Annotated in this window: 13 protein-coding genes; 10 read left to right on the forward strand and 3 right to left on the reverse strand. The window is 35.6% G+C overall.

Translation table 11 applies throughout. The annotated features are described in order from the left end of the window. The first annotated feature begins 236 nt into the window (after positions 1-236). The 3 genes from A9C19_RS06040 (at position 237) to A9C19_RS06050 (ending at position 3,972) form a co-directional block, all read left to right on the forward strand. Complete coding sequence (locus tag A9C19_RS06040) at positions 237-884, forward strand: helix-hairpin-helix domain-containing protein (protein WP_072579106.1); 648 nt, start codon at positions 237-239, stop codon at positions 882-884. 115 nt (positions 885-999) lie between these two features. Continuing rightward, positions 1,000-1,563 carry a ComE operon protein 2 gene (locus A9C19_RS06045; protein ID WP_072579107.1) on the forward strand — a complete coding sequence of 188 codons (564 nt, stop codon included), beginning with the start codon at positions 1,000-1,002 and terminating at the stop codon, positions 1,561-1,563. Positions 1,564-1,641: 78 nt separating this feature from the next. Continuing rightward, positions 1,642-3,972 (forward strand): DNA internalization-related competence protein ComEC/Rec2, encoded by a 2,331-nt coding sequence (locus A9C19_RS06050; RefSeq protein ID WP_083584298.1) that lies wholly within the window; start codon positions 1,642-1,644, stop codon positions 3,970-3,972. 50 nt (positions 3,973-4,022) lie between these two features. Here A9C19_RS06050 and A9C19_RS06055 read toward each other — a convergent pair whose 3' ends face one another. Continuing rightward, entirely contained in the window at positions 4,023-4,157 is a 135-nt protein-coding gene (locus tag A9C19_RS06055) for a YqzM family protein (RefSeq protein WP_072579108.1), read from the reverse strand. Between the two features lie 392 nt (positions 4,158-4,549). Here A9C19_RS06055 and holA point away from each other — a divergent pair, with 392 nt between their 5' ends. Continuing rightward, positions 4,550-5,584, forward strand: a complete 1,035-nt coding sequence (gene holA / locus A9C19_RS06060; protein ID WP_072579109.1) for a DNA polymerase III subunit delta — start codon at positions 4,550-4,552, stop codon at positions 5,582-5,584. Positions 5,585-5,657: 73 nt separating this feature from the next. Here holA and rpsT read toward each other — a convergent pair whose 3' ends face one another. After that, positions 5,658-5,924: a 30S ribosomal protein S20 gene (gene rpsT, locus A9C19_RS06065; RefSeq protein ID WP_072579110.1), complete on the reverse strand. Its 267-nt coding sequence runs from the start codon at positions 5,922-5,924 to the stop codon at positions 5,658-5,660. Positions 5,925-6,223: 299 nt separating this feature from the next. Next, complete coding sequence (locus A9C19_RS21690) at positions 6,224-6,367, reverse strand: hypothetical protein (RefSeq protein WP_158515060.1); 144 nt, start codon at positions 6,365-6,367, stop codon at positions 6,224-6,226. Positions 6,368-6,412: 45 nt separating this feature from the next. Here A9C19_RS21690 and gpr point away from each other — a divergent pair, with 45 nt between their 5' ends. The 6 genes from gpr (at position 6,413) to hrcA (ending at position 13,727) form a co-directional block, all read left to right on the forward strand. Further along, positions 6,413-7,540 (forward strand): GPR endopeptidase, encoded by a 1,128-nt coding sequence (gene gpr / locus A9C19_RS06070; RefSeq protein WP_072579111.1) that lies wholly within the window; start codon positions 6,413-6,415, stop codon positions 7,538-7,540. Positions 7,541-7,657: 117 nt separating this feature from the next. Beyond that, positions 7,658-8,863, forward strand: a complete 1,206-nt coding sequence (spoIIP, locus tag A9C19_RS06075) for a stage II sporulation protein P (RefSeq protein ID WP_072579112.1) — start codon at positions 7,658-7,660, stop codon at positions 8,861-8,863. Positions 8,864-8,879: 16 nt separating this feature from the next. Then, entirely contained in the window at positions 8,880-9,236 is a 357-nt protein-coding gene (locus A9C19_RS06080) for a YqxA family protein (RefSeq protein ID WP_072579113.1), read from the forward strand. Between the two features lie 216 nt (positions 9,237-9,452). Beyond that, on the forward strand, positions 9,453-11,276 hold the full coding sequence (lepA, locus tag A9C19_RS06085; protein WP_072579114.1) for a translation elongation factor 4: 1,824 nt from the start codon (positions 9,453-9,455) through the stop codon (positions 11,274-11,276). Positions 11,277-11,379: 103 nt separating this feature from the next. After that, positions 11,380-12,519, forward strand: a complete 1,140-nt coding sequence (gene hemW, locus A9C19_RS06090; protein WP_072579115.1) for a radical SAM family heme chaperone HemW — start codon at positions 11,380-11,382, stop codon at positions 12,517-12,519. A 179-nt stretch (positions 12,520-12,698) separates the two neighbouring features. Beyond that, positions 12,699-13,727, forward strand: coding sequence for a heat-inducible transcriptional repressor HrcA (hrcA, locus tag A9C19_RS06095; protein WP_072579116.1), 1,029 nt, complete (start codon positions 12,699-12,701; stop codon positions 13,725-13,727). The last annotated feature ends 35 nt before the right edge of the window (positions 13,728-13,762 follow it).

Genomic DNA, 13,762 nt, shown 5'->3' on the forward strand with positions numbered 1-13,762 from the left:
AGCAAAAAAATAAAGGTGATCTGTTTCATTTCATTCAGTAACCATTTTTTCCTTGTTCAAATGTAAGCTCGCAAAAGGAGGGTTTCTCCTCGTCTTTACGGCTTGTATGGCTATAACCAAGTCCCTAGAACCTCCTATTTATGACTTAAACGAACCACACACCTGTCATTATCTTAATAGGTTCATTTTTCGCTGATTGGAATTATCACTAAAAACAAATAAATTGAGGTGGATGTATGAATTATTTTCTTAAAAATAAAAAATGGCTGTTTATTTTCATTAGTATATTAGGGTTGGCTATTTATGGTTCCTATTATTTTATTTTAGGCAATCCTAATGATTCCTCTTCAGATATCATCTCACTTGATGGAATAGACGAAGGTAGTGATCGAAATGTAGAACTAGGTGAAAGCAGGGAAGAAGAGACAAATGCAGAACAAGCTTTACCATTGGTGATCGATATTAAAGGAGAAATTAAGGTACCAGGAGTTTATGAGGTAGGAGCGAATGAGCGTGTCCATCATCTCATTGAAAAAGCTGGAGGATTTACGAAGGAAGCAGATGAATTAGCAGTGAATCTAGCTGCTCCTCTTCAAGATGGCATGGTGCTTTATATACCAAAACAAGGAGAGCAGCCAGAAAATCTATATATAACCTCAGCTTTACCTCAAAATGACGATGAAAAACAAAAATTAATTAATATAAATACGGCTACGTCTGAAGAGCTTCAAACGTTAAATGGAATTGGACCTGCAAAAGCGGAAGCAATTATTACACACCGGGAACAAAATGGTCTTTTTCAAAAAATTGAAGACCTATTAGACGTGTCTGGAATCGGTGACAAATCTTTGGAAAAGCTAAAGGAGTTTATTACAGTAGACTAACATTTCTTTATAAAAATATCTTTTACAAATGAATAATCTAGTAATATTAAATTGACGGAACAAAAGGATTCTCGGTAAACTAATGGAGGAAAATGTCTGGTGGGGGTTGTTAAAGGTGAGTCGGATTTCATGGGATCAATATTTTATGACACAAAGTCATTTACTTGCTTTACGAAGTACGTGTACTAGATTAGCAGTGGGTGCAACGATTGTTAGAGATAAAAGAATTATAGCAGGAGGATACAATGGCTCAATTGCCGGTGGAGTACATTGTTCAGATGAAGGGTGTTATGTGATTGATAACCATTGTGTACGAACAATACACGCAGAAATGAACGCCATTCTTCAGTGCGCAAAGTTTGGAGTTCCGACAGCAGCAGCGGAAATTTATGTGACTCATTTTCCATGTTTGCAGTGTTGTAAGGCAATTATTCAAGCAGGAATTCAAAAAGTATATTATGCAGTAAACTATAAGAATCATCCTTATGCAATTGAACTTTTTGAGCAATCTGGTGTAAACGTAGAGCATGTGGAACTGGATGAAAATCTTCTCCGTCAAAATAATCAAGAACAGATTGAGTTTGTATCATATCTACTTACTAAACTTTCTGCAGCTAACATTAGTGACGAAGAAAAGAATGAATTAAGAGAAAAAGCCAATTCTTTATTTGAGCAGTAGGAAAGGTAGCGGAGGAAAATCGTAAAGGGTTTCTTTCTCCGCTGCAAACCTTCCATGATGTCAAAAGGGGAGTGAGAGGTGAAGGCTATTAGAGGATATGTTATTTTTTTAGCAATTAGTGCAACTTTGTCAATTACTCTTTGCCGTCTTTCTTTTCATCCATTTGCTCTATTTCTTTCTTGCTTCTATTTTATTTTTCTTTATATAAGAAGTAATCGATTCTTATTTAAGCTTTGTATCACGACGTTCTTACTCTATATTGGAATCTATGTATGTATTGATCAAACCAATCATTCAAAATTAAAAAAAGGTGATTTTACCTCTGTTAGTACAATTGTTGAAATGCCCTCTTTAGATGGAAATTCTTTACGCTTTAATGTGAAAACAAAGGAAAAGGAAGAGGTAATAGCTTCTTATATTATAAATCGTAAGGAGGAAAAGGAAAAGCTACGTACCTTGAAGCCTGGAGATACATGTTTATTAGGTGGTGAACTAGTAGAACCTAAAGCTCCAACAATGCCTCATGCATTTGATTATAAACAATATTTGTATGACCATCATATCCATTGGAAGTTTAATGTGGAGCAGATTGATCATTGTCAATCATCTTCAGGTGACGTGTACACTTCTTTATTAAGGATAAGGATGAATGGACTACAGTTTATTGAAAACCATTATTCTAAAGAATCTATTGGTGTTGTACAAGCCTTACTATTTGGAGAAAGATCTAGTTTGCAGCAGGAGATAGAAAGTGCATATCAGCGGTTAGGGATTGTTCATTTACTAGCAATCTCAGGATTACATGTTGGATTATTAGTAGGTGGTATTTATTTTTTATTCATTTATTTTGGATTAACACATGAAAAGGCCAAACTTATTATGATTTGTGTATTGCCCTTATACATCATCATGACAGGAGCAGCGCCATCTGTCATAAGAGCCTCTCTTATGGTTATCTTATATTTTACTTTAAAGCTGATAAAGCGTGATGAGATTCCTTTAGATGTTATTAGTGCTACCTATCTATTTTTGTTGGCAGTCAATCCCTATTATTTATTTCAAGTAGGATTCCAATTATCCTTCGCAGTTAGCTTTGGATTACTACTTTCCGCCACGATTATTACCTCTGGTTCAAATCAGCTTATTCGACTACTGTTGGTTTCGTTTATTTCACAGGTATGTTCATTACCATTATTGATTTATCACTTTTACGAATTTTCTTTTGTCAGTCTGATCATGAATATGTTATTTGTTCCTTTTTATTCATTTGTTATCTTACCATTAGCAATTTTTTCTTATTTAGTAGAACTTACTACTTCCTTAGGGGCGCCACTTATCCATTTATTTAATTTCCTTCTAGAATCTTCTCACCATGTTGTGCTTTTTGTCTCTTCTTTATCTTTTATGACGATTACGACAGGACGTCCTACACTTCTTTTTCTCATTATTTATCTAGTTGGTCTTTTTTATTTATTTAAGGAAATGGAAGCACACATTCACGTGAAGGGATTGTTAAAAGCGGTACTTCCGTTCTTGTTGTGTGGTCTCATTCAGTTTTTCACCATTTTTATGAACCCAAATGGTCAAGTACTCACACTTGATGTTGGTCAAGGAGATTCCATTTTTATTAAAATGCCATATCGTAATGGGACGTATCTTATTGATACAGGGGGGAGGGTGACGTTCCCACAGGAAAATTGGCAAATTTCTAGTAAACCGTTCTCGTTAGTTGATTCGATCACCATGCCTTACTTGAAATCCATAGGGGTCACAAAACTTACAGGACTTATTCTAACTCATGGTGATTATGATCATATAGGTGAGGCCTTACATCTCATGGATAAGATAAAAATTGAACATTTAATTATTCCAAAAGAGTTTGCAAGAGGAGATTTAGAAAGGGAGATACTGACTGTAGCCAAAGAAAAAGATATCAAGATAGTAGTCCTAGAAGCTGGTGATGTGTGGCATGAAACGGGGTTACCTTTTCATGCGGTTTCTCCTTCAGTGCTTACAGAAAGCAAAAATGATGACTCGCTCGTTTTGTTATCTAAAATAGGTGGCTTAACTTGGCTGTTTACTGGGGATGCTGAGATCAAAAGTGAAAAGAAAATGCTTCAAACGTTTCCGAATCTGAAAATTGATGTATTGAAATTAGGTCACCATGGAAGTAAAGGGTCGACTTCTGAGGAATTATTGGATGTAACTTTGCCCTCCTTGGCAATTGTTTCAGCAGGATATCAAAACCGTTATCAACATCCGCATCAAGAAGTAGTTGATAAATTAATTGCTCGAAATATTCCTCTATTACGAACTGACTTAGATGGTTCCATATTGTATAAATTTAAAGGCGATGTAGGAACGTTTCATGCCCATCCTCCATATGATGAAGTATCAAAGGAAAAGTGAAATAGAGACTGCTATCTGAGCAGTCTCTATGTAAGATTACGTTGGAGTTTTTAAGAACCAATTAATTTTATTACCGTTGCTATTATAAAGATCGTCGCAAAAAATCCAAATGAAGCAACAAAACCTACACCAGAATCTACAGCGTCATTACGTTTACTTTGGACATTTTTTTCAAATTCGTTCATTGTTACCCCTCCTATATCATTATAAGTATAAGCGATTACAAATAAAAAATCTACATCATGATACCATCTAATTTAACAGTTCATGCTATTATTCCCATGTTTGTTAATAAACAATACCAATAGAAATACACGATTTGTTAAAACTAATACTGAAATTGGAGCATCGTCTCGAATCAGGAACCTAGGACCTGTGAAAAGACGTTCACATAGATAAGAGGGAATAGGCTCAGTAGGAGAAGCTATTCCCTTTTTTTAATACCTGCTGTTTTTGAGGATTTTTTACCATAGAGAATTTTCAATTGTTTAATCCCTTCATTCCTCTATTCTTCCACTTGCAAATCCATGCAGAACGTTTTACCATTAACACATGATTGAACGATTGGAGTAAAAACATGATTTTTGACGTATGGAAAGAACTTGAAAAGAAGAAGGTAGATTCAACCTATTTGTTACTTGGGAAAGAATCCTATCTTATGAATGAAACCGTCCAACATATTATGAATGCGGCTTTAGAAGAGGAAGAAAAAGATTTTAATCTATCTGTTTATGATATGGAAGAAGAATCAATCGAAATAGCGATAGAAGACGCAGAGACCTTGCCTTTTATGGGGGAAAAGCGTGTAGTTGTTGTTAGAAATCCTGTCTTTCTAACAAGTGAAAAAAAGAAAGAAAAAGTTGAACATAAGATTGAAAAATTAGAGCAATATTTATCATCCCCTGCTCCTTACACCATTCTTGTTTTTGTTGCTCCTTATGAAAAACTCGATGAGCGAAAAAAGATAACAAAAAGTATAAAAAAACAAGCCAGAGTCGTCGAAATGAATTCATTGTCAGAACAAGACACAATAAAATGGATTATAAACATTAGTCAACATGAAGGAGTTACAATAGAGAAGGATGCATTGGAACAGCTCTATCTCCTAACAGCAGGAGATTTAATGGTTATTTTTCAAGAGGTGAAAAAATTATGTACATATGTAGGGAAGGAAGGAACGATTAGTTCTGCTACAGTTAACCTGTTAGTTTCTAGAACATTAGAACAAAATATTTTTGATCTTATTGAATCTGTCATTCATAAGAAAAGTAAACAAGCTTTACAAATTTTTTATGATTTGTTAAAGAATAATGAAGAACCAATTAAAATATTGTCTCTACTCGTTACACAATTCAGACTTATTCTTCAGGTGAAAGAACTAACAAATACAGGGTATGGGCAGCAGCAAATTGCGAGTACTGTGAAAGTTCACCCATTTAGAGTGAAATTAGCTATGCAGCAAGCAAGATTGTTCACAGAAGGAGAGCTTGCTCAACTATTAATCGATTTAGCGGAAGCGGATTATGAAATGAAAACAGGAAAAAAAGATAAACAGCTAGTCCTTGAACTCTTTTTATTGAAGCTGTTTAATGGACAACAAGTAGGAAAATAACAATGATAAAAAAGCAAAAAACGATCCTTATGGAGGATCGTTTTTTATTTATAAGAAAGCACGTTTCTTATGATTATGCAGTTAATCCGTTAACACTTTTAGCTAAACGTGATTTGTAACGAGCAGCAGTGTTTTTGTGAACTAAACCGCTTTGTGCAGCTTTATCAATTTTGCTGTTAGCTTCTAGAAGTGCAGCTTTTGCATTGTCAACATCACTGTTTAATACTAAAGCATCTACTCTTTTGATAGCAGTACGCATAGCAGATTTGATTGCTGAGTTATGAGCGTTACGCTCATTGCTAGTTTTTACGCGTTTGATTGCAGATTTAATATTTGGCATATCTTTCACCTCCTAAGAAGTAAATCGAGATCTATTTTACTCGACCATTACCTTTACATGAACAAAAGATATTCTATCAAACAGCCATCTATATTGCAATACTTCTGTAAAGGAAAATACATTGAAACACAATTTTTTTATGAAATAATCATGATAAATACTAAGAAAAAGACATTAAATATTTATTTTTAAGGAAAACTCACTTTTATCCACCTTACCTCATCGCATTATGTTCTTGTAAAAAATTCCTCTAAGACATTCTTTCGAGTAATCCGATGCTGTGAAACCAAAGATATAGGTTATTTAATAGATTCTTTAGGAGAAAGAACTGCAACTAATTGAAGCGAAAGAGATATGTAATGGAATACCTTAACTGACTTCCATTCATTAGTTTGCAGAATGAAGTTCATCTTCTCTACATCAATAGGAATGATTATGGTCATAAATGGAAACCCTACATAGCAGGAACGATTTGGGAGGTATTTTTTATGAAAGAAAAAGAATTAGACCTAAGTCAATATTCGGTTCGTACTGATTTGGCTGTTGAAGCACGAGCAATGGTAGTAGAACAAATGCAAGTTGATTCTCCTGAAGCTGAAAATCAGAGTAATATTTCAGGTGTAATTATAAAGGAATGGGAAGAAAAAGGAATTAGCATTTCATCAATTGATATTGATGAGGAAGGTGCTAAGACGGTTGGAAAGAAGCCTGGAAAGTACTTAACCCTTGAAACTCAAGGAATTAGACAAAAGGATACAGACTTACAGGAGAAAGTAATTGATGTATTTGCTAAGCAGTTTCATCACTTTTTAGACGAAATTGGTATTAGTAAGGATGCTAGCTGCTTAGTCGTTGGGCTAGGTAATTGGAATGTAACACCTGATGCATTAGGACCTTTAGCAGTTGAAAATTTAGTAATTACACGACATCTTTTTAAGCTGCAGCCTGAAAATGTAGAAGAGGGCTTTAGGCCAGTTAGTGCTATTGCACCCGGAGTTATGGGCATCACTGGTATTGAAACGAGCGATATTATTTCTGGTGTCATTGAACAATCAAAACCGGATTTCGTTATTGCGATAGACGCACTTGCAGCTCGTTCAATTGAGAGGGTGAACACAACGATTCAAATTTCAGATACAGGGATCCATCCTGGTTCAGGTGTAGGAAACAAGAGGAAAGCGCTGAGTCAGGAAACCTATGGTATACCTGTTATTGCGATTGGGATTCCAACAGTTGTTGATGCTGTGTCTATTACGAGTGACACCATTGATTTTATCTTAAAGCATTTTGGAAGAGAGATAAACGAGGGGAACAAGCCTTCACGTTCTCTTACACCTGCTGGGATGACCTTTGGTGAAAAGCGTGTCTTAACAGATGAGGATCTGCCTAGTGATGAGCACAGACAACAGTTTTTAGGAATTGTCGGAGGCTTAGAAGAAGAGGAAAAAAGAAAGCTGATTCATGAGGTCCTTTCCCCATTAGGTCATAATTTAATGGTAACGCCTAAAGAGGTCGATATGTTTATAGATGATATGTCTAATGTTATTGCTAGCGGATTAAATGCAGCCCTTCACCAACACGTAGATCAGGATAATGCCGGAGCCTACACCCATTAATTGAGTAGAGTAGGTGACGGGACTGATAAGCCTACGATTGTCCTATGAAACTAAGTTCTACTTCCTTATGCTTGTTCATACAATTAGATAGACAAGCATAAGGAGGATTATTGAAAAATGAAGCGCAATTATACTAATCGTCGTAATCAATTCGTCGTGACCTTAGATGGGACAAGCATAAAAAAATGGATCATCATTAGCTTCATTGGACTTTTTATGACATTTGTCTTATCCGGGGTTTTAACATCGTTAAAGCCAGAACATAGATTAACGTCATCCTCAATAAATGAATTAACCTCCAATATTAGTGGAGAAGCATTTTTACAATTAATTAGTGCAGAAAATCGGTACTTTACATCAGCTCTACCTGATAAAACAGAGCCTATTAAGCTCACATCTATCTTTTTTACCGTTGCCACGAGTATTAACCCAGATGATCCAAGAAGTTTATTGGGACGGGAACTTCCAGGCTTTTCTCTTTTTGACAGTGAAATAATTGTAGCGGGGGATGGAACAAACTATACGAATATGCCTTATGAATCTCCTCCACCTACTGAAGTTCTTGAACAAGAAAGAGAAGCTTCTATTGACAAAAACGAGGTTGTTACAGAAGCGGGTGATGAAGCAAAATCTCCTCCTGCCCTAACAACTGGTGATAAAAAGGTTGTCTATATTTACAATACGCACAATACTGAATCCTATTTACCTTTACTAGAAGGGGAAGATGACCCAAATCGAGCGATTCATTCAAATGCTAATGTAACATTAGTAAGTGAGTTGCTTGGAAAGGCGCTAAATGAACAAGGGATTGGAAATCAGGTTGAGGAAACGGATATTCAATCCAATCTTAAACAAAAAGGCTGGAACTACGCCCAATCTTATACAGCATCTCGACCAGTTGTTCAAGAGGCAATGACCACAAACAGAGATATTGACTATATCATTGACATACATCGAGATTCACAAAGAAAAGACGTTACGACAATAGAGATGAACGGGAAGAAATACGCAAAAATTGCATTTGTTATTGGTGGAGACAATCCAACAGCAGAGAAAAATGAAAAATTGGCAAAAGAGCTCCATTCCCTTTTAGAGAAGAAATATCCTGGATTAAGTAGGGGAATCTTCAAACAAAGTGGAAAAGGAGTAAATGGTGTCTATAATCAAGATCTTACGTCTAACGCCATGTTACTTGAATTCGGAGGGGTGGATAATAATATGGATGAATTAAAGAATTCGGTATCTGCAATAGCGGATGTCTTTAGTGAATTCTATTGGCAGGCTGAAAAGGTTAACGCAGAATCAAAGGAAGATAAAAAGTAATGTGAGGGGAGAAAAAATGGTTAAATTTATGCTCAAATGCTTTCTCCTATGTTCCGTGCTGTTGTTTGGTGTTCTGCTAGGAATGCAGCAGGCAAACCAAGGAATGATTAATATGAAAGGCTACCAAGATCCAGATTTTCAAGGAGCCTTTCAGGTAGAGAGCAAACAAACGGGGGAATTCGATGCATCGATTCTTGGAAATGAAGTGACAAGTCAAGATCTTCAAAAAAAACAAGAGCAGCTTGAGCAAATGGAGGCCTTTAACTTCTTCTCTCAAATGGGAATCCAGCTATCAAACATTGTAAGCCATGCAGTGAATTCACTTGTTGAATGGATGGCTCAATCTATTGGTCATCTAATAGGTGAGAAATGATTATCCTTTGGAGCTACTATGTAGCTCTTTTTTACTGCTTAGGGAAAAGGATAAAGGACAAGATTCATAAAAACTTTACACAGCTTTCATTTAATAGCGGAGGAGTGTACGAAGACTCTTGCTAAGGTCTAATTTTTAAACCATTGAATGTTCCACCCCCAATTGCTATAATGAGAAATAGTGTATTTGTAAGCTATGTAGGAGTGAAAACATATTATGAATAGAGAAGAAAAATTACAAAGGCAGTCGAAAATCCGGAATTTTTCGATTATCGCCCATATTGACCATGGAAAATCAACACTTGCAGATCGGATCTTAGAAAAGACATCGGCTTTAACGCAACGTGAAATGAAAAACCAATTATTAGATTCTATGGATTTAGAAAGAGAACGTGGAATTACCATTAAATTGAATGCTGTTCAATTAAAATATAAAGCAAAAGATGGGGAAGAGTATACATTCCATCTGATTGACACCCCTGGACATGTTGATTTTACGTATGAAGTATCTCGTAGCTTAGCTGCCTGTGAAGGAGCTATTTTAGTTGTAGATGCTGCACAAGGGATTGAAGCACAAACATTAGCTAATGTTTATTTAGCACTTGATAACGATTTAGAGATTTTACCGGTAATCAACAAGATTGACTTGCCAAGCGCAGAGCCTGAACGAGTACGTAACGAGGTTGAGGATGTAATCGGTTTAGATGCATCTGAAGCCGTATTAGCATCTGCAAAAGCTGGAATTGGGATTGAAGAGATACTTGAACAAGTAGTTGAAAAAGTGCCAGCGCCAGTAGGCGATCCTGAAGGTCCGTTAAAAGCATTAATCTTCGACTCTCTATATGATGCTTATCGTGGAGTTGTTGCTTACATTCGAGTTGTTGAAGGTTCAGTTAAAGTTGGCCAAAAAATTAAGATGATGGCAACAGGTAAAGAATTTGAAGTAACAGAAGTTGGGGTATTTAATCCTAAGCCTTTACAGTTGAAAGAATTAAATGTAGGTGACGTAGGATTCTTAACTGCAGCGATTAAGAACGTAGGAGACACTCGTGTTGGTGATACAATAACAAATGCAAAAAATGGCGCTACTGAACCACTTCCAGGTTACCGTAAATTAAACCCAATGGTGTTCTGTGGTCTATATCCTATTGATACATCAAAGTATAACGATTTGCGTGAAGCATTAGAAAAATTAGAGCTGAATGATTCCTCGTTACAGTTTGAGCCTGAAACTTCACAAGCTTTAGGATTTGGATTCCGTTGTGGATTCTTAGGATTACTACACATGGAAATTATCCAAGAACGAATTGAGCGTGAGTTTAAGATTGATCTTATTACAACAGCTCCAAGTGTTATTTACACGGTGCATTTAACAGATGGTGAAATATTAAATATTGATAACCCATCGAACATGCCGGATCCACAAAAAATTGATCATATTGAAGAGCCATATGTGAAGGCTTCTATCATGGTTCCAAATGATTATGTTGGGGCAGTTATGGAATTATGTCAGAAGAAACGTGGAAACTTTATTGATATGCAATACTTGGATGAAAATCGCGTGAATATTAATTATGAAATTCCGTTATCAGAGATTGTTTATGATTTCTTTGATCAATTGAAATCTAATACAAAAGGCTATGCCTCATTTGATTACGAATTAATTGGATATAAAACATCAAGTCTTGTGAAAATGGATATTCTATTAAATGCAGAAAAGATTGATGCACTATCCTTTATTGTTCATAGAGATTCAGCATATGACAGAGGTAAAGCTATCGTTGAAAAGTTAAAAGAGCTAATTCCAAGACAACAGTTTGAAGTGCCGATTCAAGCTGCAATCGGTCAAAAAATCGTCGCTCGTTCAACGATTAAAGCGATGCGTAAAAACGTATTGGCAAAATGTTATGGTGGAGATATTTCACGTAAACGTAAACTTTTAGAGAAGCAAAAAGAAGGTAAAAAGCGAATGAAAATGGTTGGGTCTGTTGAAGTACCTCAGGAAGCGTTCATGGCTGTACTTCGAATGGACGAGGACTAATTTTTTCATTTGTCTCCTAAACATGATAAGATATAATTTGCATAGTGCAAACAAAACAAAGCCGCAGCCGTTGTCTGCGGCTTCTTAATTAGAAGGTGAAACAATGGTTCAGTCAGCTTATATTCATATCCCATTTTGTCATCATATATGTCATTATTGTGATTTTAATAAAGTATTCTTTAAGCAGCAGCCTGTTGATGAGTATATTGAAATGGTTATCCAAGAAATGAAGTATGCAACAGGAAAACAGCCGGATGATCCGATGAAAACAATTTTTATCGGAGGTGGAACCCCGACTGCGTTAACTCCTCAACAGTTAGAACGATTGCTAGAAGGTATTACATCAGAACTAAATTTAACGAGTGAACTAATTGAATTTGCAGTAGAAGCAAATCCTGGAGAATTAACTGAAGATAAGTTAATCGTTTTAAAAAATGCGGGTGTTAATCGGTTAAGTATTGGAGTGCAAAGCTTTAACGATGAGCTTCTAAAAAAAATTGGACGGGTTCACACGAAAAAAGATGTCTTCCGTACAATTGAGCAAGCTGAAAAAATAGGATTTGATAATTTAAGTCTAGATCTCATCTACGCGTTACCAGGACAAACGGTTGAGGATTTTCAAGACACCTTAACAACTTCATTGAGCTTAGACGTAAAACATTATTCTGCCTATTCCTTAATTATTGAACCGAAAACGGTTTTTTATAATTTAATGAAAAAAGGAAAACTATCCTTGCCTCCACAAGAACTAGAAGCAGAAATGTATGAACTTGCAATGGAGGAAATGGAAAAACACGGCTTCATACAGTACGAAATAAGTAATTATGCAAAACCAGGTTACGAAAGTCAACATAATCTAACCTACTGGAATAATGAGGACTACTACGGCTTTGGTGCTGGTGCACATGGGTATGTAAATGGGGTAAGAACGTCTAATATTGGACCAGTGAAAAAATTCATTGATTCGGTTAAAGAGAAGAATGAAGCCTTCCAAGACCTTCATCACGTTACATTAAGTGAAAAAATGGAAGAAGAAATGTTCTTGGGGCTTCGAAGAACAAAGGGCGTAAGCCACTCTCTTTTCAAGCAAAAATATGGTGTATCAATAGAAGATAAGTTCCCTGAAACAGTTAAGAAGCTTGTTCACCAAGGGCTGTTACAGAATGAGGGTGATTTCATTTCCTTAACACGTAAAGGAAAGCTACTAGGAAATGAGGTCTTCCAAGAATTTTTATTATCATAAAATAGCTGTGAAGTGATTATAAATCAATAACTTACAAAAAATGACTTTTCTATGAGAAAAAAGTCATTTTTCGTAGAATTGATTAGGATTTTATAATTGACATTTACTTGTTGATTTGATAACTTTTTATATATATTTAGCACTCGCATTGCAAGAGTGCTAACAGAGGTGATGAATAAATGTTAACAGATCGCCAATTATTAATTTTACAAGTAATTATTGATGATTTTATTCATTCAGCTCAGCCTGTAGGTTCTCGAACATTAGCAAAAAAAGACGAAATTACGTTTAGTTCTGCTACAATAAGGAATGATATGGCTGATTTAGAGGATTTGGGTTTTATTGAAAAAACTCATAGTTCTTCAGGTCGTGTACCTTCTGAGAAAGGTTATCGTTATTATGTGGATCATATGCTTTCGCCACAGCGTTTAACCAAGATGGAGGTTTCACAAATAAAGTCAATATATGCAGAGAAAATCTTTGAATTAGAAAAAGTGGTTCAAAAATCTGCACAAATCTTGTCAGACTTAACAAATTATACATCGATCGTTTTAGGGCCAAAGGTCAATGATAATCGGTTAAAACGAATTCAAATTGTTCCGATTAATCCTGAAACAGCGGTCGCAATTATTGTAACGAATACTGGCCACGTGGAAAATCGGACCATTACCTTTCCAGATTCAATTAATCCGAGTGATATTGAAAAAATGGTGAATATCTTAAATGAACGATTGTCAGGTGTACCTTTAATTGAGTTGCAAGATAAAATTTTTAAAGAAGTTGTAACAGTCCTTAAGAACCATCTGGATCATTATGATACATTCCTTAAGGTAATGGCGGGTTCCCTAACTATGGACTCTAGTGAGAAGATTTACTTTGGTGGCAAAACGAATATGTTAAGCCAGCCTGAGTTTACTGACATTGGTAGGATTCGTTCGTTACTTACGATGATTGAGCAGGAGAAAGAGCTTTATGGATTATTAAAGACAAATTCTGCAGGGATCTCTATAAAGATAGGAAAAGAAAATGATAATTCTGCGATGGAAAATTGTAGCCTTATAACGGCGACCTATTCTTTGGGAAATCAACAACTTGGTACTATTGCGGTATTAGGACCAACTAGAATGGAATATTCTAGAGTTATTAGTTTACTAACCAGAATGACAAAAGACTTGTCAAAAACATTAACCAGTTTGTATCACCAATGATATGCTTGGCTATATTGTAAAAGGATGGGATAGCT

The organism is Bacillus weihaiensis (assembly GCF_001889165.1).
Classification (GTDB): Bacteria; Bacillota; Bacilli; order Bacillales; family Bacillaceae; genus Metabacillus; species Metabacillus weihaiensis.

What these genes read in the sequence shown, in the direction of transcription:
- A9C19_RS06040 (WP_072579106.1), top strand. Translation starts at nt 237, where the DNA reads ATGAATTATTTTCTTAAAAATAAAAAATGGCTGTTTATTTTCATTAGT.
- A9C19_RS06055 (WP_072579108.1), bottom strand. Translation starts at nt 4,157, where the DNA reads ATGAACGAATTTGAAAAAAATGTCCAAAGTAAACGTAATGACGCTGTA.
- holA (WP_072579109.1), top strand. Translation starts at nt 4,550, where the DNA reads ATGATTTTTGACGTATGGAAAGAACTTGAAAAGAAGAAGGTAGATTCA.
- rpsT (WP_072579110.1), bottom strand. Translation starts at nt 5,924, where the DNA reads ATGCCAAATATTAAATCTGCAATCAAACGCGTAAAAACTAGCAATGAG.
- A9C19_RS21690 (WP_158515060.1), bottom strand. Translation starts at nt 6,367, where the DNA reads ATGACCATAATCATTCCTATTGATGTAGAGAAGATGAACTTCATTCTG.
- gpr (WP_072579111.1), top strand. Translation starts at nt 6,413, where the DNA reads ATGAAAGAAAAAGAATTAGACCTAAGTCAATATTCGGTTCGTACTGAT.
- spoIIP (WP_072579112.1), top strand. Translation starts at nt 7,658, where the DNA reads ATGAAGCGCAATTATACTAATCGTCGTAATCAATTCGTCGTGACCTTA.
- A9C19_RS06080 (WP_072579113.1), top strand. Translation starts at nt 8,880, where the DNA reads ATGGTTAAATTTATGCTCAAATGCTTTCTCCTATGTTCCGTGCTGTTG.
- lepA (WP_072579114.1), top strand. Translation starts at nt 9,453, where the DNA reads ATGAATAGAGAAGAAAAATTACAAAGGCAGTCGAAAATCCGGAATTTT.
- hemW (WP_072579115.1), top strand. Translation starts at nt 11,380, where the DNA reads ATGGTTCAGTCAGCTTATATTCATATCCCATTTTGTCATCATATATGT.
- hrcA (WP_072579116.1), top strand. Translation starts at nt 12,699, where the DNA reads ATGTTAACAGATCGCCAATTATTAATTTTACAAGTAATTATTGATGAT.